We start from the raw sequence: 26480 nt of genomic DNA, 5'->3' as shown, positions 1-26480 counted from the left end.
GAATTACGAATGACATCAACAGCATTGGCCGGCGCTGTACAACTAGCCGGCGGATCGATCGACTTCAACTATCAAGGAGTCATCGACGACTTCTGGCGACTGACTGTCGACGGATTGTCCTACGGTGCGATCTACGCGCTCGTCGCTGTCGGCTACACCCTGGTCTACGGCGTATTGAGGCTGATCAATTTCGCCCATTCGGAAATATTCATGCTCGGCCTCTTCGGCCAGTATGTCGGGCTTATGTTGCTCGGATTCTCACCGAGCGGTGATGTCTACTCCCAAGGCATCATCCTGACCGTCACCTATCTCGCACTCGCCATGATCTTCGGAATGGCGGTATCCGGTGCGGCCGCCGTCGGATTGGAGCGGGTGGCTTATCGGCCGCTGCGCAGGCGCGGCGCCAAACCACTGATCTTTCTCATCACCGCCATCGGCGCCTCGTTCGTGATCCAGGAGGTCATGCACTTCGTGGTGCCGAAGATCTGGCCGAAGCTCGGCGGCACCAACGCGCAGAAGCCGATCATGCTGGTCGAGCCGACCAAACAGTTCAGCTTCGGCGGCGCCGATGTCACCAACGTGACGATCGTCATCATCGTCGCGGCGGTCATTCTGGCCATCGCGACCGAGGTGGTGATCAACCGGACCAAGTTTGGCCGCGGCATCCGGGCCGTGGCGCAGGATCCTGATACTGCGACGCTGATGGGTGTTTCGCGGGAGCGGGTCATCATGCTGACCTTCCTCATCGGCGGTGTGCTCGCCGGTGCGGCCGCGCTGCTGTACGCGCTCAAGATTCCGAACGGGATCATCTATTCGGGCGGATTCATCCTGGGCATCAAGGCATTCAGCGCCGCGGTGCTCGGCGGTATCGGCAATCTGCGTGGCGCGTTGCTTGGCGGGTTGATGCTCGGGCTGGCGGAGAACTACGGCCAGATTCTCTTCGGTACCGAATGGCGCGACGTGGTCGCGTTCGTTGTCCTGGTTCTGGTGCTCATGATTCGCCCGACCGGCATCCTCGGTGAGAGTCTCGGAAAGGCGCGCGCATGACCGACACGGTAAAGAGCCTGCGTCCGCCGCAGTACAGCCCGGACGAGACGCCCAAGCGCGGCGTCGGCGATGCGGTGCGCACCTGGTGGAGCGGATTGTCACGGCCCGCGCAGTGGTGTGTCGGCGTGCCCGCCATCATCCTGCTCGCGCTGCTGCCGCTGTACCCGCCGCCGTTCCTGGATACCCCGGGTACCAGCTTCGGCGGCGTAATGGCACAGTTCGCGATGTACGCGCTGTTGGCCATCGGCCTGAATGTCGTTGTCGGACAGGCGGGTCTGCTCGATCTGGGGTACGTCGGCTTCTACGCCGTCGGCGCCTACACGGTGGGCTTGCTCACCAGTCCCAACAGTCCGTGGAACCAGACCGACGGCGGCTGGCTGAGTTCAAATTGGGCCTGGTTGGCCTGCCTGCCGCTGGCGGCGGCGGTCACCGCGGTGTCCGGCCTGATCCTCGGGTCACCGACGCTGCGGCTGCGCGGTGACTATCTGGCGATCGTGACGCTCGGCTTCGGTGAGATCGTCCGGCTGCTGGCCGACAACCTCGGCGACATCACCAACGGCAGCCTCGGCCTGTCCGGCATCGCCTACCCACGCCTCGGCGAATCGGCCACCCGGCCCAACGGTGTGTTCTCCGCGGGCAATACCGGAGATGCCAACGCTTCCAACATCTTCGACAAGGCCAACTCCGGCGTGTGGTGGTTCTGGGTCGGCATGGTGCTGGTCATCGTCGTACTGCTGATCGTCGGCAATCTGGAGCGCAGCCGGGTCGGCCGGGCTTGGGTCGCGATCCGCGAGGACGAGGACGCGGCCGAGATCATGGGCGTGCCCACCTTCAAGTTCAAGCTGTGGGCGTTCATGATCGGCGCCGCGGTCGGCGGGCTCTCGGGTGCGCTGTATGCGGGCCAGGTGCAGTTCGTGAATCCGAGCGGGTTCAACATCATCAACTCGATGATGTTCCTGTGTGCGGTCGTCATCGGTGGTCAGGGCAACAAGCTCGGCGTCATCGTCGGCGCGTTCATCATCGTGTACCTGCCGAACCGGTTGCTCTCGGTGCAGGCAGTGGGACAGTCCGCCTTCGGTTACGTGATGCTCGCGCTGTCCATCGCCGCCGTCGTCGCATTGGTGATGGTGTGGAAGCGTTGGGCTCGCGACCAGGAACGGCCGGTGCGTCTCGGCTATGTCGTCGGCGCGATCGTGGTGGTGATCGGGTTGTTGATCGTCCTCGGGAATGTGCTGAAATTCCATGAGGCAGGGGCACAGTCGCTCGGCGACTTCAAGTACCTGTTCTTCGGAGTCACGCTCATCGTGTTGATGATTTTCAAGCCGCTGGGGTTGTTCCCGGTGCGGCAGAAGTTGCTCGCCTACGGGCGGCAGGTATATCGGGCCGTGCGTAGACCGTTCGGCAACGAGGCGATCGGGGAACGGGCATGACCGGGCCGGGCGCGGGTGGCGCGCTGTTCGACAACGAGGACATGGCGGCGGAGGGCTATGCCAGCGAACCGGAAGCGGCGCCCAGCGCCGGCATGGTCGATGTGACCGCCGTGCTTCCGGTACTCGGCGACGCCGATGCGGTCGCGGAGGTGGTCGCGCCGAGCCGGGAGATCGAGACTCCGGTCGGCGAGGCGCTGCTGCGCACCGATGGACTGACCGTGAAGTTCGGGGGTCTGACCGCATTGGACAACGTGGGTTTCGAGATTCGCCGCGGCGAGATCCTCGGGCTGATCGGTCCCAACGGAGCGGGCAAGACCACCTGCTTCAACGCGATCACCGGTGTATACCGGCCGTCGTCGGGCGTGGTGTATTTCGACGGCAAGCCGCTGACGAAGACCAAACGTAATGCCATCACGCGGCTCGGTATCGCCCGCACCTTTCAGAACATTCGGCTCTTCGCCGAGATGACTGCGCTGGAAAATGTCGTGGTCGGCACCGACGCCAGGCACAAGACTTCGGTGCCCGGCGCCATCTTCCGCACCACCAGGCATCGGCGCGAGGAACACGAGGCCATCGAACGCGGCATGGCGTTGCTCGAATTCGTCGGCATCGCACCGCGGGCGGTGGAGAAGGCGCGCAACCTGTCCTACGGTGATCAGCGCAGGCTGGAGATCGCCCGTGCGTTGGCCACCGAGCCGAAGCTGTTGTGTCTGGACGAACCCGCCGCCGGATTCAATCCCAGCGAGAAGTCCGCGCTGATGGATCTGATCCGCAAGATCCGTGACGACGGGTTCACCGTGCTGCTGATCGAGCACGACATGCGACTGGTGATGGGGGTGACCGACCGGATCGTGGTGCTCGAATTCGGCCGCAAGATCGCCGACGGGCTGCCCGCCGAGATCCGCGAGAACCCCGATGTGATCGCCGCCTACCTCGGTGTGCCCGACGACGGCACCGAGGCAGGGGCAGCAGACGGCGCACACGGGACGGACGGGTAGGGACATGGCTTCTCACAAGCAACCGGACAACCAGACCGAAGCCTCGGGTGCACTGCTCGAGGTCGAGAGCATGGTCGTCAACTACGGCAGAATCCAGGCGCTGCACGGGATTTCGCTGCAGGTGGCACACGGCGAACTGGTGACACTGCTCGGCGCGAACGGCGCGGGCAAGACCACCACCATGCGTGCCCTTTCCGGGCTGCTGCCGTTGAGCCGCGGCCGCATCATGTTCGAGGGTCGCGACATCACCCATATGAAGGCGCATGAGCGGGTGAAGTCGGGACTGATCCAGGCACCGGAAGGCCGCGGCGTTTTCCCCGGCATGACGGTGCAGGAGAACCTCGACATGGGTTGCTACGCACGGCCGTTCAATCCGAAGTCGGAGTACGACACGACCTTGGAGTGGGTATTCAGCATGTTCCCGCGGCTGGCCGAGCGGCGCAAGCAGGTCGGCGGCACGCTCTCGGGCGGCGAGCAGCAGATGCTGGCGATCGGCCGCGCGCTGATGGCCCGGCCGCGGCTGCTGCTGCTGGACGAACCGTCGATGGGTTTGGCGCCCATGGTGATTCAGCAGATCTTCCGGATCATCTCGGAGATCAATCAGCAGGGCACCACGGTGCTGCTGGTCGAGCAGAACGCACAGCAGGCGCTTGCCCGCAGCGATCGGGCGTACATCCTGGAGACCGGTGAGGTCACCAAGTCCGGTAGTGGCCGCCAACTGCTCACCGATCCGGCGGTGAAGTCGGCCTATCTCGGTGTCGGCTAGCCAAATCTTCGGCATGATGGATCGTCATGGATGCGCATGATGAACTGACGGGTTTGGCCGACCAGTATTGGGACAGCATGCTGGCGGCCTCGCCCAGTCAGGCCACGGTATTGGGCGACCATCGTTTCGACGACCGCATCGAGGACCTTTCGCTCGAGGCGGAGCAGCGGCTGCTGGCGCAGTGGCGGGAGCTGCTCGGCAAGGTGACCGATCTCGATGTCGACCGGTTGAGTCCGGAAGACCGGCTCACCCGCAGCCTGCTGCACACCGAACTGGCCACGACGGTCGATCGTTTGGCGTGGCGACCGCTGGAGCTGGCGTCCGATCAGATGGACGGCATCCACGCCGGAATGCTCATGGTGGCGCCACATCCGTCGGCAGCGTCGGCTGGCCGCCGATCGGCTCGGGGATCGGTTCGATATCAAGGCATTTCACGATGTGGTGCTGAGCGCGGGGTCGGTGAGTCTGCCGGTGCTGCGTGAACTCGTTGCCACGCTCTGATGTGCCGATCGGCCGCACCGGGGCGCCTCTCGATGCGGCCGTGGTGCTTTCGGTGGTTTTGACTGCTTTTCGCTGGTGCCGTGGTGCTTTAGGTCGTGCCGTGGCGCTTTGGACGGCAGGTGGTCGTCGATGGCGCTGATCTGCTCGTCACCGGTCCGACCAGAACGTGCTCAATTGGTTCAAGCAGACCGCCATGCCGGCGAAGTCGGCGCCTTCGGTGATGTAGGCGGCCTCCGCGGCGAGAACCGCCGCAGGGCGGACATTGTTGTGGTCACGGGGAAATGTTGTCCGGTGAGCGTGGCTCGGTCTGGCGGGAATCGGACGGAACCCCTGGCCCCCGGCGGCACGCGGGTCCCGCCGCTGTGAGTTGTCGGTGCCGCTCCCTAGACTCGTCCTCGTGACCCCAGCGACCACTGATCAGCGTACGAGTGCAGCGTCTGCAGCCGACTCCGATTCGGCCGGTCCCCAGCCGACTCTGCTGTTGCTGGATGGTCATTCGATCGCGTATCGCGCGTTCTTCGCTCTGCCCGCGGAGAACTTCAAGACGGTCACCGGACAGACCACGAACGCCGTGTACGGGTTCACCGCGATGCTGATCAACCTGCTGCGCGACGAGAAGCCGACACATATCGCGGCAGCGTTCGACGTGTCGCGCAAGACATTCCGCACCGAGGCATATCCGGAGTACAAGGCCAACCGCAGCGCCACCCCGGACGAGTTTCGCGGCCAGGTCGAGCTGACCAAGGACGTGCTCGGCGCGATGGGCATCCCGGTGATGGCGATCGACGGTTTCGAGGCCGACGACCTGATCGCCACGCTCACCACCAGGGCGGCGGCCGAGGGCTTCCGTGTGCTGATCGTCTCCGGCGACCGCGACGCGATCCAGCTGGTCAACGACAACGTCACGGTGCTGTACCCGCGCAAGGGCGTCTCCGACCTCACCCGGTTCACCCCGGACGAAGTGATGGCCAAATACGGTCTCACCCCGGCTCAGTACCCGGATTACGCGGCGCTGCGCGGCGACCCGAGCGACAACCTGCCCGGCATCCCCGGCGTGGGAGAGAAGACCGCCGCAAAGTGGGTGCGCGAATACGGCGACCTGGCCACCCTGGTGGACAAGGTGGACGAGGTGAAAGGCAAGGTCGGCGACGCGCTGCGGGCCAACCTGAGCAGCGTCGTGCTCAACCGTCAGCTCACCGAGATGGTGCGCGACGTGCCGCTGCCCTACACCCCCGGCCAGCTGGCCCAGCAGCCGTGGGACCGCAACAAGATCCACCAGCTGTTCGACGATCTGGAATTCCGAGTGCTGCGCGACCGGCTTTTCGAGACCCTCGCTCCGCCGGAGCCGGAGGCCGAGGCGGGCTTCGAGATCAGCGGTGGCGCACTCGCCATCGGCGCGGTAGCGGACTGGCTGGCCGAGCATGCGAAAGCCGGTGTCCGGCACGGTGTTTCCGTGATCGGCAGCGGCACGCCCGGCGGCGGTGATGTGCGCGCGCTCGCGATCGCGGCGGGCGACGGCGAGAGCGGCTACATCGACGTCACCGTGCTGACCCCCGAGGACGACGCCGCGCTCGGCGCCTGGCTGGCCGACCCGGCGGTGCCCAAGGCGCTGCACGAGGCCAAGTCGGCGATGCACGCGCTGCGCGGACGCAGCTGGACCCTCGCGGGCCTGACCAGCGACACCGCCCTTGCCGCGTACCTCGTGCGCCCCGGCCAGCGCAGCTTCAACCTCGACGATCTGTCGCTGCGCTACCTTCGCCGCGAACTGCGCGCCGAAACCGACGAGACCCCACAGCTGTCGCTGCTGGACGACGAGGACGCCGTCGACGCCGAGGTCGCGCAAACCGAAATGTTGCGTGCCAGGGCGGTCGTCGACCTCGCCGCAGCGCTGGACGCCGAACTCCAGCAGATCGAATCCGTTCCACTGCTCGCGGAGATGGAGCTGCCGCTGCTGGGCGTGCTGGCCACCCTGGAGGACGCGGGCATCGCCGTCGACGTCGACCAGCTGGAGACGCTGCAGCGCCAGTTCGCCGACAAGGTGAACGAGGCGGCCAACGCGGCCTACGAGGTGATCGGCAAGCAGATCAACCTCGGCTCACCGAAGCAGCTGCAGGTGGTGCTGTTCGACGAACTCGACATGCCGAAGACCAAGCGCACCAAAACCGGGTACACCACCGACGCCGACGCGCTGGAATCGCTGTTCGAGAAGACCGAGCACCCGTTCCTGCAACACCTGCTCGAGCATCGCGACGCCACCCGCCTCAAGGTCACCGTCGACGGCCTGCTCAAGTCCGTCGCCGACGACGGCCGCATCCACACCACCTTCAACCAGACCATCGCCGCCACCGGCCGGCTCTCCTCCACCGAGCCGAACTTGCAGAACATCCCGATCCGCACCGACACCGGCCGCCAGATCCGCGACACCTTCGTCGTCGGTCCCGGTTACGCGGAGTTGATGACCGCGGACTACAGCCAAATCGAAATGCGGATCATGGCGCACCTTTCCGCTGACGAGGGACTGATCGAGGCATTCAACTCGGGCGAGGATCTGCACACCTTCGTCGCGTCCAAGGCCTTCGACATCCCGCTGTCGGAGGTGCATCCCGAGATGCGCCGCCGCATCAAGGCGATGTCCTACGGCCTGGCCTACGGGTTGAGTTCCTACGGTCTGTCCGCGCAGCTGAAGATCAGCACGCAGGAGGCGAAGGAGCAGATGGATGTCTACTTCGATCGTTTCGGCGGCATCCGCGACTACCTGTACGAGGTCGTCGAACAGGCCCGCAAGGTCGGCTACACCGAAACCCTGTTCGGCCGCCGCCGCTACCTGCCCGACCTGGACTCCAGCAACCGGCAACGCCGCGAGGCCGCCGAACGGATGGCGTTGAACGCCCCAATCCAGGGCACCGCCGCCGACATCATCAAGGTCGCGATGATCAACGTGAACAAGGCGATTCAGGCCGCGGGGCTGCGGTCGCGGATGCTGCTGCAGATCCACGACGAGCTGCTGTTCGAGGTCGCCGAGGGCGAGCGGGAGACGCTGGAAACGCTTGCGCGCGAACAGATGTCCTCGGCCATCGCGCTGTCGGTGCCGCTGGATGTGTCGGTCGGCACCGGCCGCAGCTGGGACTCCGCGGCGCACTGACCGCTGCGCTCTACCGAGTAGATGTGCCGCACTGCGTTACGCCGACCATCCGGTGTAACTGGCCTAATCGACGTATGCCGCGATGAGTCGAGGAGTTCAGGGCATCGGCGGCCTGCGCGGGATTGGAAAAGCGCAGGATCGCCAACTCCGGGTCCAGGCCGAGCGTGCCTGCCTGCGCTGTGCGGCGGTGCCGAAGCCCGTCGGCGGCACGCCGGGCTACCGCGCGCCGCCGCGGCACCGACACCGCTCTTGCGCGTATCCCGTGAGCTGCGGCGACGATACTCGTGAGTAGGCACGCCGGAGGGACGAATAAGGTTGCGATTGCGTCGATATGTCCCTATCGTGTACCGCGTGCCGAATCCCGCCGACCGCCACAGTGCAGCGCTGAATGTCGCAGACCGCGACAGCGCCGCGCTAATTCCGCTTACCGCGATGGTGGCGCCCCGGCGACTTCTCCTCGTAGTAACCCGCCGTAGCGGGGTCTGATTCGGACCAGCTTTCTCGCTGCGGCTGTTGATTGTTAGTGCTGGTCCCCTCTGCCGATTCTCTTCGGGAAGACCTGATTGCAATGACGATCCTGACCACTGACACACACACGTTCATCGCCGCCGCACCCAAGGGCCTGCGGGCCGAATGCGGCAGCCTGACGCCTGCGGAGTTCTACGACCGCTACTGCGAACATGCCGGGCCCATCCGGATCAGCGACTGGTCGCTGGCCGGTAACGGGAGCTCGGAGTACGCCGCCACGCTCGAGTTCGCGGATCATCTGCGGACGGTCAGCACCACCGGCAGCCCGGTGGCGGCGCTGACCTCCGCGCTCTACGACGAGGGCTATCCGGTCGAGATCCTGCAGTTCCACCAGCGCCGCACTGAGGATGGCACCGCCACCTTCGTGCAGTGCGAGGTCAACGGAAGGCGCGGCTGGGGCGCGGCCATGGCCGACGACGGGTCCGAGTCGACGATTCGCGCAATGATCGCGGGCGTCAACCTGATCGGGGCCTGACAGCACAACGGACCGTTCATCTCCGTGGTGGCGATGAACGATCCGTGTGTGGGTCTTACTGAGCGGTCTGCTCCGCCTGCTCGGCGAGCTGCTTGCGAACCTCATCCATATCCAGGGCCTTTACCTGGGTGACCAGATCCTCCAATGCGGCGGGCGGGAGCGCGCCGGGCTGTGCGAACACGAGCACGCCCTCGCGGAACGCCATGATCGTCGGGATCGAGCGGATGTTCGCCGCGGCGGCCAGGCCCTGCTCGGCTTCGGTGTCGACCTTGCCGTGCACGACGTCGGGGTGCTTGGTCGAGGAGGTCTCGAAAGTAGGCGCGAAGCTCTTGCACGGGCCGCACCACTCAGCCCAGAAGTCGACGAGTACCACGTCGCTTCCGGTGACTACCTCGTCGAAGTTCTGCTGGGTCAGCGTCTGGGTCGCCATGACGTCCTCTCGTGTCGTTTTATTGCCAGCTGTAACGTCTGGCGTTCTCTTTATCTTCCTCGGGCCACCGGCCACTCACGCCGTTGGTCGCCGTCCCAACGCCGTATACCCACCACGGTCGCCGGGAAATCACGATCCCGCGCAACCGCGTGCACGGCCTCGCCGAGTTGCTGGTGGGCAACCCGTCGAGCCAGCGTCACGTGCGGGGTCCACTGGTCGGGGTGCAGGTTCGCCGGGATACCAGGACACGGCGCAACCGTGGTGAAGATTCGCCGTTGCACCGCGAGCAACTGCTCGGACGGGACGATGGCACGGACCAGGATCGGCTGGCGGGCTCCAAAGACAAGCAGCCCGCCGAGCCTCAGCGGGATGGGCCGGAAACTCTGCTGGTCCAGGGCCTGTTCGATGCGCGGCCAGATCTGCCGGGCGACCGCGACGGTGATGTGTGGGCGCGTGGGTTCGGTCGTTTTCGAGGCCAGGCTCGGAATTCCCGCGTCCGCGAGCAACTGCCACTGCCGCCGGATCTCCGCGTCGGCCGCGTCGTCCAACAGTAATTCGACCGACTGCACCATGGTCTTCAGAAAGTAGCGCCCCACGCGTGTCCGTGGGTCGGTTCGGTCACAGCGGACCCGCGGCGGGAGGATGACCAGGTGAACGATGCGACGGAACGCGCCGGTTCGACCGTGCGCTGGGGCCTGATCGAGGGCAACGGGATCGGTCCCGAGGTCATGCGGGCCGCCCGGGCTGTGGTCGACGAGGCACGGGCCGCGGCGGACGCATGTCGGCGTCGTTGAACTGTTCGACGACCCGGGCGATGGCGCAGGCGGTGCACGGCGCCGCTCGCGCGTTGGCCGGGCACAATCGCGCGAATCCGGTGGTGCTGCAATTGTCGTTGGCAATGTTGTTGCACTGGTTGGGAACTCGTCGCGGTGACCGGGCGATGCTCGGCGCCGCCGCGCGGATCGAGCGCGCGGTCGCGGCCACCTTCGAGGCCGGTATCGGGCGCGCGCCTTCGCCGAGCGGGCCAGATACGCGCGGACCGCGCTCATCGACGGCCGCATCGGCATCCTCAACGCACTTCGCGCTCACCGGGCTGTTGCTCGACAGAATGCTGCCGGTGCCGGGCTCGCGGGTGGTCACGGTCAGCAGCGTCGGCCATCGTATCCGGGCGCGGATCAACTTCGACGATCTCCAGGGGGAACGGTCCTACAACCGGGTGGCGGCGTACGGCCAGTCCAAGCTGGCGAATCTGATGTTCACCTACGAGCTGCAACGTCGCCTGTCCGGCACCGGCAACGCGATCGCGGTCGCGGCTCACCCCGGTGCTGCGAACACCGACTTGATGCGCAACATGCCGACTGTGCTGCGTGCGCTCGTGCCTGTTATCGCACCCATCGCCACGCAGAGCCCAGCGATGGGTGCCTTGTCGATACTCTGCGCGGCCACCGACCCCGACGTGCTCGGCGGTCAGTACTACGGACCGGGTGGATTCTTGGAGACTCGTGGCTACCCGATAATCGTCGAATCGAGTCCACAATCGCATGACACGGCGATTCAGCAACGCTTGTGGACGATCTCGGAGAAATTGACCGGCGTCACGTTCCCTGTCTGATCGCAGCGGCCGGCCGCTGCTCCGTGTTATCGGCTGGTGACCCAGCCCCCCCGATTCGTCCTGACCATGGCCGCTGGATCGGTCACCGGCACGCTGGTCGGGAGTCTGCTACTGGGCGTGGTCCCCAGTCTCGCACTCATCCCGGGATTGGCTGCGCTGCTGCTGTTCTCCGCCGTCAAGGTGTGGCGCCATCGGTAGCAACCGCCGACCGCCACCACGACCGACACACCAGTGCAGCGACTTTCAGACTTCCGATATTGCTACGGAGTCAAGCGTCGGCCTGTTCGGGCGCGCCGCGAATAGTTCACCGAGGCCTGTGGTGGGGTCGTCGGTTTGGCTGGGGAGGCGTTGTCAGCGGTGAACAAGTCCTCGTTTAACGTGCTGGAGCGGCGGATTGGCAGGTGAGGAGAGGGCAGCGTGACTGGTAGAGGGTGGCGGATGCTCGCACGGGTGCGGCGATGGCTGGCAGGCGACCTTGCTCCGGGGGTGGTTCTGCTCGTCGCGACCGCGGTGGCCTTGCTGTGGGCGAACAGCCCACTGGCCGACTCGTACTCCGCGCTGTGGGAGACGGCGCTGCCGCATTCGGCGGGGCTGCCACACGATGTCCGGCATTGGGTCAACGACGCGCTGATGACGGTGTTCTTCTTCGCCATCGGGCTGGAGGTCAAACGCGAGCTGGCGGTGGGTGCGTTGTCGCATCCGCGAGCGGCTGCAGTGCCCGCGCTGGCCGCGGTCGGCGGTGCCGTCGTGCCTGCCCTCGTGTTCCTGGCGATCATCTGGGGCGGGCCTGCCGCATCGGGCTGGGGTATCCCGATGGCCACAGACCCAGCCTTCGCCGTCGGTGTGCTGGCCCTGCTCGCTCGCCGCGCGCCCTCGGGAGTGCGGCTGTTGCTGCTGGCCATCGCCACAGTCGACGATGTGTTGGCTGTGGTGGTCATCGCCGCCGGTTACACCGGCGGCTTGGACTGGCCGTGGCTGGCCGCCGCTGCGGTGGCCTGTGTGGTGGTCGCGGTGGTGCGCCGGTGCGGGGTCACCGCGATCTGGCCGTATCTGCCGCTGGGCGTTGCGGTTTGGTATGCGACGCTGCGTTCGGGGGTGCACCCCACGCTGACGGGTGTGGCATTGGCCCTGCTGACTCCGGCCGGGTTGGTCGCGGGCCGCGATCTGCTCGCGGACCTGCTGCGGTGGGTGACCCCGTTCAGTGTGTTCGTCGCGGTGCCGGTGTTCGCGCTGGCCAACGCCGGGGTGCGGTTGGATGCCGACTCGATCGCCGCCGCGTTCGGATCGCGGGTCGCCTGGGCGGTACTGGCCGCGCTGGTGGTGGGTAAAACGGTCGGAGTGGTAGGCACCATCGCAGCGGTCACCGCGAGCCGGGTGGGCCGCTTGCCCGAAGGGATCACCCCACGCCACCTGCTGGGTCTCGGCTTGGTCTGTGGTCTCGGGTTCACTGTCTCGTTGTTCGTCACCGAACTCGCCTACCAAGACCCCGCACTCATCGCGCACGCCAAGATCGGTGTCCTGGCCAGCGCGCTGATCTGCAGTGCCGCGGCTGCTTTGGTGCTGGCCATCGGGCGCGCTGCCGGCAACCCCACAGGGCCCCCGATTTCCGCGCAGCTCGGGCAACACTCCGAGTAAACGGGCATGGTCTACCCTGATAATCAGCAACTGCCCCGGTGTATCGGGGTTGTGCGCGGCGGTGGGGCCCGCCGTACCCGAACCGCGGCACCATAGCCGCCAACGGTCCCTGCTTGTGATGGTCTGCGCCCACACCCGGGCGACGCACGAGTGGGAGACACGCGTATGGAAACACCTCGCCCCAATACAGCACCGGCGGATACCGCCGATTCCGGTGTCTTCGCACCTGCGGCTCGATCCGGGAGCACCTTCCGGTAGTGGTCGTGGTGGCGCTCGGCGGTGCGGTCGGGGCGAGTGCCCGGTACGGGGCGTCGCTGCTGTGGCCGACCGCGCCCGATGCGTTCCCGTGGACGACGTTGGCGGTCAATGTCACCGGCTGCGCCGTGATGGGGATCTTCATGGTCCTGATCACCGAGGTGTGGTCGGCGCACCGTCTACTGCGGCCCTTCGTCGGCACCGGCATCCTGGGCGGCTACACCACCTTCTCCACCTACACCGCCGACATCGTGCATCTGGTCGATACTGGCCACGCGGGCACCGGGCTGGCCTATCTCGCGTTGACCCTGATCTCGGCGCTCACCGCGACCTGGAGTGCGGCCGCACTCACCCACAGCATCACCACGAGGAGGACACGATGACCAGACTCACCGGAAACGCGCTGCGGCTGACCGTGTTCATCGGCGAAAGCGACACCTGGCACCACAAACCACTGTTCACCGAGATCGTGCACCGCGCCCACCACGCCGGTCTCGCCGGTGCCAGCGTGTTCCGCGGAGTGGAAGGCTACGGCGCGTCCTCCCACATCCACACCACACGACTGCTGTCGCTGAGCGAGGACATGCCGATCGCCATCGTCATCATCGACGCCGCCGACCGGATCCGCGCCTTCCTTCCCAAGTTGGATGAACTCGTCAGCGAGGGCCTGGTGATACTCGACGACGTCGAGGTCATCCGCTACATCGGCCGGAGCGCCGAGCAATGAATTGGATTCTGGTCATCGCAGGCGCTGCGGTCGGCGCACCCCTGCGGTATCTGACCGACCGGATCGTGCAAGCCAAACACGACACCCTGTTCCCATGGGGCACCTTCACCGCCAACCTCACCGGCTGCCTCATCCTCGGCATGCTGACCGGTGCGGTGACCGCGGGCGCCGCCTCCTCACACACCCAACTGCTCGTGGGCACCGGACTCTGCGGAGCCCTGACCACCTACTCGACCTTCTCCTACGAAACACTGCGACTGACCCAGACCAGCGCACGGTTCTACGCCGCCACCAACGTCATCGCCAGCGTGATCGCCGGACTCGGGGCGACCTTCATCGGAACCGCACTGGCCCTGGCCGTCTGGACCTGACTGACAGCCATCGGCGATGATTCGACGGAGGCCGGTTCCCGCGATCTGTTCGAACCGAGCTCGCCGGAATCGCTCGCGACACAACAGTATTGGGGCGGCTCGCCGCGTAATCAGGTGTGTAGCTGGGATCCGAAGATACGCGTGCCGAATTGCTGAGCATCCGCGAGATCCAGGATCACACCGCTGATGTTTGGGTGCGTGGTCTGCCCATTCTTGGGCGCTGTGCCGGTCGGTGAAGAAGTTGAGGTAGTTGCAGCAGGTTTATCTCGGCTCTGTCGATATCCGCCATGCCGCGTCACCCTTCGAGCGATCTGTCCCCATTGTCGTTCCAGGCATGGGATTTCGCGCCCGTCTCGCCGACTCGATTGTACAGATTGACGTGAATACAGACAAATCTGTATCGTTTGTCTATGGCCACATTGGTGCACAGCGACGCGCTGTCCCGCTTCGGATACGCCTTGTCGGATTCGACGCGATCACAGATCCTGCTCGCGCTGCGCACCGCGCCGAGCTACCCATCGGATCTCGCCGACAGGATCGGCGTCTCACGCCAAATCCTGTCCAACCATCTGGCGTGCCTACGCGGCTGCGGGCTCGTCGTCGCCGTCCCAGAAGGCCGACGCAACCGCTACGAACTGGCCGACTCCCGGATCGGGCGAGCGCTCGACGACCTAGTTGGGCTGGTCCTGGCCGTGGATCCCGCGTGCTGCCCGGATTCCGACGCGGATGGGTGCTGCTGATGAGCGCGAACCTCGGACTACCGATCGTGCTCGGCGCCCCAACCCCTGCGCGGCGACAGGTTCTGTCGAAGCGGATACGGCTGTTCGTGGCCGCGACGATCAGCTACAACGTGATCGAAGCAGTGATCGCGTTGACCGAGGGCACCCGAGTCTCCTCGGCGGCCTTGATCGGCTTCGGACTCGACTCCGCCATCGAAGTGTCCTCCGCCGCCGCGGTGGCGTGGCAGTTCGCTGGTCGCGACCCCGAGGCGCGAGAAAAGCTCACCCTGCGGATCATCGCGTTCTCCTTCTTCGCGTTGGCCTTGTATGTGATGGTCGACGCGGTGCGCTCCTTGCTCGGGCTCGGTGAGGCGCAGCATTCCCTGGTCGGGATTGCCTTGGCCGCAGTGAGTTTGGCCGTCATGCCGGTCCTGTCTTGGGCGCAACGACGTGCGGGTCGTGAACTCGGCTCGATCACGGCGGTCGCCGATTCCAAGCAGACGCTGCTGTGCACCTACCTGTCGGCAGTTCTGTTAGTCGGGCTGCTGCTCAACACCCTCTTCGGGTGGTCGTGGGCCGACCCGATCGCCGCCTTGGTGATCGCGGTCATCGCGGTGAAGGAAGGCCGCAATGCATGGAAGGGCGACACCTGTTGCGCCACACCGATCGCCGCGGTGGGAGGACCCAAAGCCGGTGAGCGCGACTGTGATTGCTGCGACTAACGCCGCCGGAACACGGCACCGGCGGGGGCGTCGAGTGTGCTCTCATCGGGGCAAGCTTTGGGTGATCCGTTACAGGCGCCGCGGTAGCTCGCCTTCCTCGAACGTGTGGACCTCGTCCAACTGCCGGCCTTCGGCGAGGTCGTCGACAAGGTGGCGGGAGAAGAAGTGCACGGCGAAACCGCCGTGCTCGAAGATGTCGTCACCGTGCGCGGTCTCTGTACCGTAGTGCGCGTCACCGGTGTTGCGCACCGTGTAGATGAAGGTGCCGCCCGGGCGCAAGACACGGCGGACCTCACCGACCAGGGCGACGATCTCCTCGGTGGACAGCGCCATACACAGCAGCATGTGCGCGAACACCGCATCCACGGAAGCATCCGTCTGCGGCAACCGCTTCCTGACGTCGACTACGGTCGTGCTGACGGTGTTCAGGTCCTCGTCGTTGGCGCGATCCCGCAACTGTTCGAGGCCCACATCGCTGAAGTCGGTGGCCTGCACGCTGAACCCGAGCCGCGCAAAGTGCACGGCATCGCGGCCGTGCCCGGAGCCCAACTCCAGGACCTCACGCGCACCGGCTGAGCTGAACACATCAACGGCATGCAGCGCCGGCTCGGACGGTTGGTCGCCGTACATGTGCGGATGGGCACATAGGTGCTCTGCCCGTGTTCGCGCTGGATCTCGGCCAGCTCCCGGTCCTGTGCGTGCATCACCACCAGATTTTCACAGGGTGAACAATCCGCCGAAGATGGAACCGGCTCAGGCCCACGGTCTGGGAGAGTTCCATGATTCCGACGTCGGCCTGATCCTCGCTCCGCTCGATCCCGCTGCGCGACCCGAATCCCGAAATGTTCGGGTCGCGCAGTGTTGGCAATTCAGCTTCGGCGCGCGCCGTGCCAGTTCAGAATGAAACTGAGCACTACCACAACCACAGTAGTTAACTGTTGGTAATTACCCTGGGTGGCTACGGCGCGGTGAGGATGAAGGTCTCGTCATGCAACAGTCTTCCGCTCCACCGACCGACACCGGTATCGGTCTGTCCGAGGGCGCGTTCCCGCTGTCGGCAGCGCAGCGCGGAATCTGGTTTGCCCAGCACATCGCGGGCGACATCCCGATCTCCATCGCCCAGTACGTCGACCTGGCCGGACCGATCGACCTCGACCTGCTGGCACCGGCAGCGCGCCAGGCCGGGCGCGAGTTCGGCACCGGCTATCTGCGCCTGATAGAAATCGATGGCCATCCATTCCAGTGTGTCGACACCACCCTGGACGACAGTGCGCGCATCGTCGACTTCCGGCGTGAGCCCGACCCGGTGGCCGCCGCGCACGCCTGGATGCGCGACGAATACTCGGCACCCCTTGATCTGATGAGCGATCGGCTGGTCTGCGTCGTCATGCTGCGGATCGCCGACGACCGCTGGTTCCTGTACTGGCGGATTCATCACATCGTGCTGGACGGCATGGGTGTGTCGACCATGGCGCGGCGCACCGGCGAGCTCTACACCGCGGCGATCGAGGGGAGGCAGCCTCCCGCCGCGCAAGCCGAGGACCTCAGGAAGATCGTCGACGCCGATCTGGCATACCGCAGCTCCGACCGCTTCGCGGCCGACCGGGAGTACTGGCTCCGGCACCTCGACGGGATGGCCGACCCGGTGAGCCTCGCAGGCCGCACCGCCGACGTCGACGCGCACCCGAGCCGCGTCGAGGGCGCGCTGGCGCAGGACGCGGTGGAGTTGCTGGAGATGGTCGCGAAGGCGGCCTCGTCCGGTGTGGCGCCCACGGTGGTCGCCGCGTTCAGCGCCTATCTCGCCGCGACGACCGGTGCACCAGAGGTGGTATTGAGCCTGCCGGTTTCTGCGCGCACGACGGCAACCATGCGGCGCTCCGGCGGCATGATCGCCAACGTCGTCCCGCTGCGACTCACCCTGGATCCGACCACGACCGTCGGCGAGGTGATCAGGGCCGCACAGGGCGAGCTGACCGGTGCGCTGCGGCGGCAGCGCTACCGTCAGGAGGATATCTTCCGCGACCTCGGCTGGCCGATGGACGAGGTCGCGTCGTTCGGTCCGTCGGTGAACCTGATGATGGTGGACACCAGGGTCCAGCTCGGCGCGGTCACGGGACGAGCGCATGTGCTGACCGCCGGGCTGATCGAGGACCTGTTCGTCAATCTGTATCCCGGTGTGGGCGGTGAGAGCACCCACATCGATTTCCAGGGCAACGCAAACCTGTACAGCGACACCGAATTGGCCGCGCACCACAGCCGGTTCCTGCGGTTCCTGCACCGGTTCCTCGCTGCCGGACCGGACGCGGCGCTGTCGACGGTATCCGTCGTGTCCGACGACGAGCTGGCCGAGCTGGCACCGGCACGTGGACCGGCGGGCGTCGCGCCGCGGACGCTGCCCGAAATCCTCACCGCCGGTGCGGAACTCGACCCTGATGCGATCGCTGTCCGCAGCGGCGCGACCTGTCTGACCTACCGCCGGGCCGACGAATACACCAACCGGCTCGCGCGCGTCCTGATCGCCTCCGGTGCCGGGCCGGAACGCAGTGTGGCGATATCGATTCCGCGCTCGGTCGAGTCCGAGCTCGCGATGCTCGCGGTGGCCAAGACGGGCGCCGCCTTCGTGCCGATCGATCCGACCTATCCCGCCGACCGGATCGAGCACATGGTCGGCGACAGCGGGGTCGTCGTCGGCGTGACCGTGGCGGCCGCGCGAAAGTCGTTGCCGGACCAGGTGAACTGGCTGATCCTCGACGAGGAGGCGACCGGCCGGAGCGTCGCCGAGCAGGACGCGGCACCGGTCGACGACGCCGCGCGGCGTGCCGCGGTGCACCTGGATCAGGTCGCGTACATCATCTACACCTCGGGATCGACCGGATTGCCCAAAGGCGTGCTGGTCTCGCATCGGGGATTGGCAAATCTGGTCGCGAGTTCCGGTCGCGGGTTCGGCATCGGTGCCGATTCCGTAATGGCACACGCCGTTTCGCCGAGTTTCGACATCTCGGTCGAGGAGATCCTGGTCACCTTCGCCGCCGGTGCGACGCTTGCTGTCGTCCCGCCGTCGGCGTACGCGGGTGAGGAGATGGCGGAAGTCCTACGCGCGCACCGCGTCACCCATCTCAATGTCACGCCGGCAGTCGTGGGATCTCTTGACCCGGCGACACTGCCCGACCTGCGCACCGTCATTGTCGGTGGCGACGCCTGCCCAACTGAGCTGGCGGCCAAGTGGTCCGGCCGTGTTCTTCTCAACGGATACGGGCCCACCGAAACCACCGTCACGGCGACGTTGAGCGACGCGTTGACACCAGCTGCGCCGGTCACCATCGGTGGCCTCGTTCGCGGTGTCTCCGCGGTCGTGCTCGATCCATGGTTGCGACCCGTGGCTCCGGGCACCATCGGTGAGCTGTACCTCGCCGGTGCCAGCGTGGCGCGCGGCTACCATCAGCGCAACGGCCTCACCGCAGGCCGATTCGTCGCGAACCCGTACGCGTACGGCGAGCGGATGTACCGCACCGGAGACCTGGCGCGCTGGACCAAAAGCTCCGGCACGTTGGAGCTGGACTACCAGGGCCGCAGCGACTTCCAGGTGAAGGTGCGCGGCTTCCGCATCGAGCTCGGCGAGATCGACGCCGCCCTGCAACGGCACCCGGACATCGACTTCGCGATCACCCTCGGCGCCCAGACCGATTCCGGTGCCACCGCGCTGGCGGCCTACGTGCTGCTCAAGCCGGGTGCCGAGGTGCATCCGGAAGCACTGAAAGCGGCTGCCGGTGAATCGCTTCCGGCCTACATGGTGCCCGCCGCGGTCATGGTGCTGGACAGCATCCCGCTGACACCGCTGGGCAAGGTGGATCGTAAGGCGCTGCCCGAACCCGATTTCGGTGCCCACGCGCTCATGAGCCGACCGCCCTCGACTCCGCGTGAGGAGGCGCTGGCCGCGTTGTTCGCCGAGGCTCTCGGGCTGGACTCGGTCGGCGTCGACGAGAGCTTCTTCGCACTCGGCGGCGACAGCATCGTGTCCATCCAACTGGTCTCGAGGGCGAAGACCGCCGGGATCGGCTTCAGCGCACGGGATGTGTTCGAGCGCAAGACCGTTGCCGCGCTGGCGGCGGTGGCCACCGAGGTGCGTGCCCAGGTGGTACACGAGCTGCCCGGCGGTGGCGTCGGTGCTGTCGAGCTCACGCCGATCGTGCACGCGATGCTGGACCAGGGAGGTACCTGGTGCCGGTTCAGCCAGGCCGTCTTGATCGGCCTCCCGGCGGGCGTCGCCCGCGCCCGGCTGGTCGCGGCCGTGCAAGCGCTCCTCGACCACCACGACCTGCTGCGCTCCTCGTTGTGCAACTCCGAACACGGCTGGGAATGGGTTGTCGCCGAACCTGGTTCGGTCGAGGCAGACACCCTGGTGGACGTCGTGACGACATGTCGCGACGTGAACCAGACCTGCGAACACGAATTGCAGCGCGCCGCCGACCTGCTCGACCCCGAGACCGGAATCGTCGCGCGCTTCGTGCTGATCGAACGAGCGGACGCCGCTCCCCTATGCTGGCTCGTGCTGCACCACCTCGTGACCGACGGCGTCTCGTGGCGCAACCTGCTGCCGGATCTGGCGACCGCGGCCATGGGCGGCGCCCTCGCTCCGGTCGGCACCTCGTTCCGGCGCTGGGCGCACGGTCAGCGCGCGCACGCGGCCGGACGCGGTGGCGAACTGCCGGTCTGGCAACGCATCCTGGCCACGCCCGATCCGCCGATCGGCACGGGCACCCTGGATCCGGCCGTCGACGTCGTCGCCACCATGGCGACCTGGCAGACCACCATCGCGTCGGACGTCGCAGACACGGTACTCACCACAGTGCCGGACCGATTCCATTGCAGCGCCGACGATGTGCTGCTAGCCGGGCTCGCGATGGCGGTGAGCCGCTGGCGCGACCGAAGGTCATCGCTGTTCACGCTGGAGGGCCACGGGCGCGCGGAGGCCATCCTGCCCGGCGCCGATGTCGCGCGCACGGTGGGCTGGTTCACCAGCGTGTATCCGGTGGCCATCGATCTGACGGGCATCGACCTCGGCGACGCGTTCGCCGGCGGCCCCGCGGCGGGCGCCGCGATCAAGACCACAAAGGAACAACTGCGGGCGGTGCCGGACAAGGGCATCGGCTTCGGCATGCTGCGCTACCTGAACGCCGACACCATCGATGCGCTCGTGGACGCGCCGACCCCGCAGCTCAGCTTCAACTATCTGGGCCGGGCGGCAACCGGCGGCGAAACCGGAGCCTGGCTGCCGCAACGCTTCGCGGCAACGCAGGACGACCGAGCGCCGTTGGCCGCGGTCGTCGACATCAACGCCGTGCTGACCGACACCGGCTTGGAAGTGACCTGGGCCTACGCTTCTCGGCTGCTCGATGCGGCCGACGTCGGAGAGCTCGCCGACCTGTGGGCGGACGCGCTGCGGGCTCTGGTCGACCACGCCAGGACCGCGGGCGCGGGCGGGCGCACGCCGTCCGACTTCGACCTCGTCCCGGTGACCCAGCGGCAGATCGATACGTGGGAGCGCACCTATCCGAATCTCGCTGACATATGGCCGCTCTCACCACTGCAGTACGGCCTGTTCTTTCACGCGCTGTACGATCCCGACACCGCCGACGGCTACACGGTGCAGTCGCTGCTCACCCTGGCGGGCACCGTCGACACCGCGCGATTACGCACCGCCGCTGAGGCAGTCGTGGCGCGGCACGACAACCTGCGGGTCGCCTTCGTGGAAACCGACGACGGGCCCCGCCAACTCGTCCTGACCGACGCCGACATCCGCTGGCAGGAGATCGACCTGACCGGAATCGCCGATGCCGAGGAACGGCAGCGGGAGCTCGACCGGGTGATCGCCCTGGACGCGAGTACCCGATTCGAGCTGACCTGTCCGCCGCTGGTGCGCTTCACGCTCGTGCGTACCGCCCCCGACCGGTACCGGTTTGTGCTGACCAATCATCACCTTGTGCTGGACGGCTGGTCGACGCCGTTACTGGTGCGCGAGTTGCTGACGCTGTATGTCACCGCGGGCGACGCCTCCGCGCTGCCGCCCGCGCACTCCTACCGCGAGTTTCTGTCCTGGCTGCGCGAGCAGGACTATGCCGCGGCGACCGCCGCATGGGCGCAATCCCTGGCCGGCATCGACACCCCGACACGGGCGGTCCCGACACTGGCAGGGATCGGGTCGATCGAGGCCGGGATGGTGTCCGCCGACCTGTCCCGGGACACGGCCGACCGATTGGAAACGGCCGCGCGCGATTCAGGCACCACGGCCAACACGATAGTGCAGGCGGGCTGGGCGATGCTGCTGGCCATGCTCACCGGCCGAACCGATGTGGTGTTCGGCGCAACGGTGTCCGGCAGGCCACCGGAACTGGCCGGTGTCGAAGAAATGATCGGGCTGTTCATCAATACGCTGCCGGTGCGCGTGCGGCTCGATCCCACGGAGAAGGTGGTCGACCTGCTGGCCCGCCTGCAGAGCGAGCAGGCGCGGCTGATGGACCACCAGCATGTCGGGCTCGCCGCCATCCATCAGGCCGTGGGCCTCGCCGAATTGTTCGACACGCTCACCGTTTTCGAGTCCTACCCGATCGACCGGGAAGCGTTGTCGCAGCCGCTCGACATCGCGGGCATGCGGGTGCTCGACGTCGAAGGCACCGACGGCACGCCATATCCGTTGAACCTCATGGTTATTCCACTCCGCGGCAGCGATGGGCACAACACGCTGCGGATCACCCTGAAGTTCCTGGCCGACCAGCTGGATCCCGCGGCAGCCCGGCCCATGCTCGATCGCTTCGTCCGGCTGCTGACGCAGCTCGTCGGCAACCCACGCGCCCTGGTGTCCCAGCTGCAGTACTGCGACGACGCGGAACGCGCTGCCCTGCTGCCGGTTCGCGGACCGGAGTCCATGCCGCCCCTAACCCTGCCCGAGATCCTCTGCGCCGGAGCGCAGATCGACCGCGACGCCATCGCGGTGAGCGCGGGCGAGCTGACCCTGTCCTACGGCGAACTCGACGCGTGGTCCAACCGCTTCGCGCGGGTCCTGCTGTGCCGCGGTGTCGGGCGCGAGGTGTTCGTCGTGCTCGCGCTCACTCGGTCACTGGAATCGGTGGTCGCGGTGTGGGCACTGGCCAAGACCGGCGCCGCGTTCGCTCCCCTGGATCCGAACTACCCGGTGGAGCGGATCGAGCACATGCTCACCGACTCGAAGGCGCCGATCGGCGTGACGGTGACCGCGACCGGCGAGACGCTGCCGAGCACCGTCGACTGGCTGCTGCTCGATGACCTCGATACGATCCGCCGGGTCATGACGGTCTCCGATGCGCCGATCACCGACGAGGAGCGCGGCGGCCCCATCCATATCGACCAGACGGCCTACCTGATCTACACCTCGGGCTCCACCGGCAAGCCGAAGGCTGTGCTGCTCAGCCATCGCGGCGTGGCGAATCTGGTCGCCGCTCAACGGGAGTCACTCGGGCTGGATCCGACGGCCAGCGCGCTGCATGTGGCCTCACCGAGCTTCGACGCGTCGGTCTTCGAGCTGCTGACCACGCACGGCGCGGGCGGCAGGCTCGTGGTCTCGCCGCCGGATGTCTACGGTGGCGCCGACCTGGATCGGCTGCTGCGCACCGAACGGGTCACCCACGCGGCCGTCACGCCGTCGGCGCTGGCCACGATGGAGCCCACCGGCCTCGACCACCTGCGGGTGCTCGCTGTCGTGGGCGAGGCCGCGACACCAGAATTGATCGAGCAGTGGTCGACCGGGCGGCGAATGGTGAACCTGTACGGTCCGACGGAGTTCAGCATCTGGGCGACCGGCCCGGGCGAGCTCGTCGCGGGCGAGCGGATCACCATCGGCGGGCCGATCCGCGGTGCCGCAAGTATGGTGCTCGACCCCTGGCTGCGCCCGGTGCCGGTCGGCGTCGCCGGTGAACTGTACCTGGCCGGTCCCGCGCTCGCACGCGGCTACTTCAACCGATTCGAGATGACCGCGGGACGATTTGTCGCCGACCCCTACGGCGAACCGGGCGAGCGGATGTACCGCACCGGCGACATGGTGCGCTGGGTCACCGGGCACGACGGCGCGTACGAGCTGGAGTACCTGGGCCGCAGCGACTTCCAGGTCAAGATCCGCGGCCTGCGGATCGAACTCGGCGAGATAGACACGGTGCTGTCCCGCGACGAACAGGTCGAATATGCGGTTACGATCGGCCGCGCCGGACCGGCGGGGGCGACCGTGCTGGTGTCGTATGTACTGCCCGCCGATGGCGTCGAGCTCGACGTCGCACACGTGCGCGCCGTCGCGGCCGATACCCTGCCCGCCTACATGGTCCCGTCCGCCTTCGTCGTGCTGGATGCGATCCCGCTCAACGCGGTCGGCAAGCTCGACCGGGCAGCGTTGCCGACAGCGGTATTCACGGCCGAGCAGACCGAGTACCGAGCACCCTCGACACCGACCGAGGAAGCTCTCGCCGCCATCTACGCGGAGCTGCTCGGTCTCGACGAGGTCGGTGCCGACGATTCCTTCTTCGCCCTCGGCGGCGACAGCATCCTCGCCATCCAGCTCGTGTCCAGGGCAAAGCAGCAGGGCATCAACTGCACCCCGCTGCAGGTGTTCGAGCACCGCACCGTGGCCGCACTGGCCGCGGCCGCCGACGCCGCGGGCGCGGTGGTGGTGCTCGACGAGCTGCCCGGTGGCGGTACCGGCGAGCTGCCCCTCCCGCCGACCGTGCGCTACATGCTGGAGCGCGGTGGCAATTTCGACCGCTTCGCGCAAACCGTTGTGCTGGAGCTTCCGATCGGCATCGGACGACCGCAGATCATCGCCACGCTGGCGGCCGTCATCGACCGGCACGACATGCTGCGCGCGCGGCTGTCCCCGTCCGAGGACGGCGAACCGCGCCTGTGGGTGGACGCACCGAGCTCCGTCGACGTGGACGCGCTGGTGCGCCGCATCGAGTTCGACACCGCCGCCGATACCATCGAACTCCGCGAATACGCCGTGACCGAGCTGGATTCCGCAACGAATCGGCTGGATCCCGCGAACGGCACTGTGCTGCAGTTCATCTGGCTCGACCCGGTAGGCGACGGTGGCGCCGGGACCAGGACGGGCCGACTGATCGTGGTGGCGCACCACCTCGTGATCGACGGTGTCTCATGGCGCATCGTAATACCCGACCTGGTCGCCGCCTGGGCACAGGTGTCCGTCGGTAACACGCCGGTCCTCGCCGAGACGGGCACGTCGATGCGACGATGGTCGCACGCCCTGACCGATGAATCACGCATGCAGCGACGGGTTTCCGAACTCGCATACTGGCAGAACGTCATCGCGGGCTCGGACCTGCTGATCGGTTCCCGGGAACTGGACCCGGCGATCGATCAGGCGCACACCTTGCGCACGGTCGAACGCGAGGTGTCCGAGAAGGTCACTACTGCACTGCTCACCACGCTCCCCGGCCTCTTCCAGGGCGGCGTCATCGACGCCATGCTCGCCACACTGGCGCTGGCCCTGGTGCGCTGGCGGGCCCGGCGCGATGCTGCCGAGGGCACGACGCTGGTGCGGCTGGAAGGCCATGGTAGACAAGAGGAAGCGATCCCCGGCGCCTTGTCTCGGACCGTGGGCTGGTTCACCAGCATCTACCCGGTGCGGCTCGACCTCGGCGGCATCGATGTCGATGACGCACTCGCCGGCGGTCCGGCCATGGGCGCGGCGATCCGCGCGGTGAAGCATCAACTGCTCGCGGTGCCGGACAAGGGCATCGGGTTCGGCCTGTTGCGCTACCTGAATCCCGCGACTGCAGCGGCACTTCCGAAACGCCTGCCCGGCCGGATCAGCTTCAATTATCTCGGCCGGCCCTCGACCGGCGACATCCCGGCCGGGCTCGAAGGCCTCGGTTGGCTGCCCACCGACGAGTTCGGCGACCTGCACGCCGCCGAACATGCCGACGTGCCATTGCAATCGGCGATCGACGTCAATGCCATGCTCATTGGCGACCGGTTGCGGGCGAGTTTCGGCTTCCCCGAAACGCTGCTGCGCCAGGACGAGGTGGCTGAGCTGGCCGACCTGTGGATCGACGCGCTCGGCGCGGCGGCCCACTTTGCCTGGACTCCGGCCGCGCAGACCGCTGCGGCCGACGAGGCCGCGCCCCTCGCTGCGCAATCGGCGGTCGACGCCGTACCCGGCGGACTCGGGCTCGACGTTGTGTTGCCGATCCGGCTCGGCGGCACCGAACCGGCGCTGTTCTGCATCCACCCGTCGTCCGGAATGTCGTGGACCTACCTGGGATTCGCGGATGCGCTGGCACCGGGCAGGCCGATCTATGGACTGCAGGCACCGGATCTGCGCGGCCACGAAGCACCGGCACGCTCGATCGAGGAGTTCGCCGATCGGTACATCCGCGAGATCCGCGCCGTGCAGCCCACCGGGCCGTACCACCTGCTCGGGTGGTCGTTCGGCGGACTCATCGCGCACGCGATCGCCGCGAAGCTGAAGGACGCAGGCGACACCGTCGGTGTCCTCGCGCTGCTCGACACCGATACCGCTGACATCGACGCTGACAGCATCGAGCGGCTCACCGCGGGCGCCTTCGTCAATACCTTCGGCCCGATCTTCAATATCCACGATGTGCCTGCCGAGGCGTCCGCACAGGAGGCCGCCGATCTGATCCGTGCACGGCTGGGCGGTGTTTCGCTGATCGACGCAGGCACCATCGAGCGGATGGCCCGGTCGTACAACGCAGGGATGCAGACCAGAACGGGATACCAGCGTCCCGTATTCGACGGCGACATCGTGTATTTCAGCGCGACCGTCGACACCTCCGACATCTTCGGTCCGGCCGGCTGGCGGCCCTATGTGACCGGTGAAATCATCAACCACGACGTCGAAGTCACCCACGACGAACTGACCGCACCGCACGTGCTGCCGATCATCGCGGGCATACTCGACGAACATTTGGGAGGTCGAGGATGAGTTCCGAACAAGGAGTCGTCGTCGAAGGAGTCGAGAAGTCGTTCGGCGCCGTAAAAGCTTTGCGCGGCGTCGGTTTCGAAGCCGCACCTGGCGAGGTGCTCGGCATTCTCGGCCCGAACGGTGCAGGCAAGATCGCCG

Annotated in this window: 19 protein-coding genes and 3 pseudogenes; 19 read left to right on the top strand and 3 right to left on the bottom strand. The window is 66.8% G+C overall.

Annotated features, from left to right (window positions below):
• The first annotated feature begins 9 nt into the window (after positions 1-9).
• From ACV7NQ_RS02300 to ACV7NQ_RS02265, 8 genes and pseudogenes are all read left to right on the top strand, one after another.
• Positions 10-1047 (top strand): branched-chain amino acid ABC transporter permease, encoded by a 1038-nt coding sequence (locus ACV7NQ_RS02300; protein ID WP_463358070.1) that lies wholly within the window; start codon positions 10-12, stop codon positions 1045-1047.
• Positions 1044-2477 (top strand): branched-chain amino acid ABC transporter permease, encoded by a 1434-nt coding sequence (locus ACV7NQ_RS02295; protein WP_463358069.1) that lies wholly within the window; start codon positions 1044-1046, stop codon positions 2475-2477. The genes ACV7NQ_RS02300 and ACV7NQ_RS02295 overlap by 4 nt, the downstream gene beginning before the upstream one ends.
• Positions 2474-3475, top strand: a complete 1002-nt coding sequence (locus tag ACV7NQ_RS02290) for an ABC transporter ATP-binding protein (RefSeq protein ID WP_463358068.1) — start codon at positions 2474-2476, stop codon at positions 3473-3475. The genes ACV7NQ_RS02295 and ACV7NQ_RS02290 overlap by 4 nt, the downstream gene beginning before the upstream one ends.
• A gap of 4 nt (positions 3476-3479) precedes the next feature.
• Positions 3480-4241, top strand: coding sequence for an ABC transporter ATP-binding protein (locus ACV7NQ_RS02285; protein ID WP_463358067.1), 762 nt, complete (start codon positions 3480-3482; stop codon positions 4239-4241).
• 26 nt (positions 4242-4267) lie between these two features.
• Positions 4268-4612 (top strand): annotated as a pseudogene (locus tag ACV7NQ_RS02280) (DUF885 family protein); the annotation flags it as partial.
• Positions 4530-4742, top strand: coding sequence for a DUF885 family protein (locus ACV7NQ_RS02275; RefSeq protein WP_463365500.1), 213 nt, complete (start codon positions 4530-4532; stop codon positions 4740-4742). The pseudogene ACV7NQ_RS02280 and the gene ACV7NQ_RS02275, both read left to right, overlap by 83 nt.
• Before the next feature lie 397 nt (positions 4743-5139).
• Complete coding sequence (gene polA / locus ACV7NQ_RS02270; protein WP_463358066.1) at positions 5140-7884, top strand: DNA polymerase I; 2745 nt, start codon at positions 5140-5142, stop codon at positions 7882-7884.
• 568 nt (positions 7885-8452) lie between these two features.
• Complete coding sequence (locus ACV7NQ_RS02265; protein WP_463358065.1) at positions 8453-8887, top strand: 2-keto-3-deoxygluconate kinase; 435 nt, start codon at positions 8453-8455, stop codon at positions 8885-8887.
• A gap of 55 nt (positions 8888-8942) precedes the next feature.
• Here ACV7NQ_RS02265 and trxA read toward each other — a convergent pair whose 3' ends face one another.
• Both trxA and ACV7NQ_RS02255 read right to left on the bottom strand, forming a co-directional pair.
• Positions 8943-9317 carry a thioredoxin gene (trxA, locus tag ACV7NQ_RS02260; RefSeq protein WP_463358064.1) on the bottom strand — a complete coding sequence of 125 codons (375 nt, stop codon included), beginning with the start codon at positions 9315-9317 and terminating at the stop codon, positions 8943-8945.
• A gap of 50 nt (positions 9318-9367) precedes the next feature.
• Positions 9368-9913, bottom strand: a complete 546-nt coding sequence (locus ACV7NQ_RS02255) for a 2'-5' RNA ligase family protein (RefSeq protein WP_463358063.1) — start codon at positions 9911-9913, stop codon at positions 9368-9370.
• 54 nt (positions 9914-9967) lie between these two features.
• Here ACV7NQ_RS02255 and ACV7NQ_RS02250 point away from each other — a divergent pair, with 54 nt between their 5' ends.
• The 9 genes and pseudogenes from ACV7NQ_RS02250 to ACV7NQ_RS02210 all read left to right on the top strand — a co-directional run bounded on the left by ACV7NQ_RS02250 (position 9968) and on the right by ACV7NQ_RS02210 (position 15358).
• A complete protein-coding gene (locus tag ACV7NQ_RS02250) occupies positions 9968-10111 on the top strand; it encodes a hypothetical protein (protein ID WP_463358062.1) in 144 nt (47 codons plus the stop codon).
• A 47-nt stretch (positions 10112-10158) separates the two neighbouring features.
• Positions 10159-10929, top strand: a pseudogene (locus tag ACV7NQ_RS02245) (oxidoreductase); the annotation flags it as partial.
• Positions 10930-10965: 36 nt separating this feature from the next.
• Positions 10966-11127 (top strand): hypothetical protein, encoded by a 162-nt coding sequence (locus ACV7NQ_RS02240; protein WP_463358061.1) that lies wholly within the window; start codon positions 10966-10968, stop codon positions 11125-11127.
• Between the two features lie 219 nt (positions 11128-11346).
• Positions 11347-12564, top strand: a complete 1218-nt coding sequence (nhaA, locus tag ACV7NQ_RS02235) for a Na+/H+ antiporter NhaA (protein WP_463358060.1) — start codon at positions 11347-11349, stop codon at positions 12562-12564.
• A 266-nt stretch (positions 12565-12830) separates the two neighbouring features.
• A complete protein-coding gene (gene crcB, locus ACV7NQ_RS02230) occupies positions 12831-13202 on the top strand; it encodes a fluoride efflux transporter CrcB (protein WP_463358059.1) in 372 nt (123 codons plus the stop codon).
• Entirely contained in the window at positions 13199-13546 is a 348-nt protein-coding gene (locus tag ACV7NQ_RS02225; protein WP_463358058.1) for a DUF190 domain-containing protein, read from the top strand. The genes crcB (ACV7NQ_RS02230) and ACV7NQ_RS02225 overlap by 4 nt, the downstream gene beginning before the upstream one ends.
• A complete protein-coding gene (crcB, locus tag ACV7NQ_RS02220; protein WP_463358057.1) occupies positions 13543-13917 on the top strand; it encodes a fluoride efflux transporter CrcB in 375 nt (124 codons plus the stop codon). The genes ACV7NQ_RS02225 and crcB (ACV7NQ_RS02220) overlap by 4 nt, the downstream gene beginning before the upstream one ends.
• Before the next feature lie 410 nt (positions 13918-14327).
• On the top strand, positions 14328-14657 hold the full coding sequence (locus ACV7NQ_RS02215; protein WP_463358056.1) for an ArsR/SmtB family transcription factor: 330 nt from the start codon (positions 14328-14330) through the stop codon (positions 14655-14657).
• Positions 14657-15358, top strand: coding sequence for a cation efflux transmembrane domain-containing protein (locus ACV7NQ_RS02210; RefSeq protein ID WP_463358055.1), 702 nt, complete (start codon positions 14657-14659; stop codon positions 15356-15358). Before ACV7NQ_RS02215 ends, ACV7NQ_RS02210 begins: the two co-directional genes overlap by 1 nt.
• A 69-nt stretch (positions 15359-15427) precedes the next feature.
• Here the strand turns inward: ACV7NQ_RS02210 and ACV7NQ_RS02205 are convergent, their stop codons facing one another.
• Positions 15428-15943 carry a class I SAM-dependent methyltransferase gene (locus ACV7NQ_RS02205; protein WP_463358054.1) on the bottom strand — a complete coding sequence of 172 codons (516 nt, stop codon included), beginning with the start codon at positions 15941-15943 and terminating at the stop codon, positions 15428-15430.
• Positions 15944-16346: 403 nt separating this feature from the next.
• Between ACV7NQ_RS02205 and ACV7NQ_RS02200 the strand changes: the two genes are divergently transcribed.
• Entirely contained in the window at positions 16347-26342 is a 9996-nt protein-coding gene (locus ACV7NQ_RS02200) for an amino acid adenylation domain-containing protein (protein ID WP_463358053.1), read from the top strand.
• Positions 26339-26473, top strand: a pseudogene (locus ACV7NQ_RS02195) (daunorubicin/doxorubicin resistance ABC transporter ATP-binding protein DrrA); the annotation flags it as partial. The gene ACV7NQ_RS02200 and the pseudogene ACV7NQ_RS02195, both read left to right, overlap by 4 nt.
• Positions 26474-26480 lie beyond the last annotated feature (7 nt).

Source organism: Nocardia sp. Tas62D01 (genome assembly GCF_055232035.1).
This window is presented reverse-complemented; position numbering and strand designations above follow the sequence as displayed.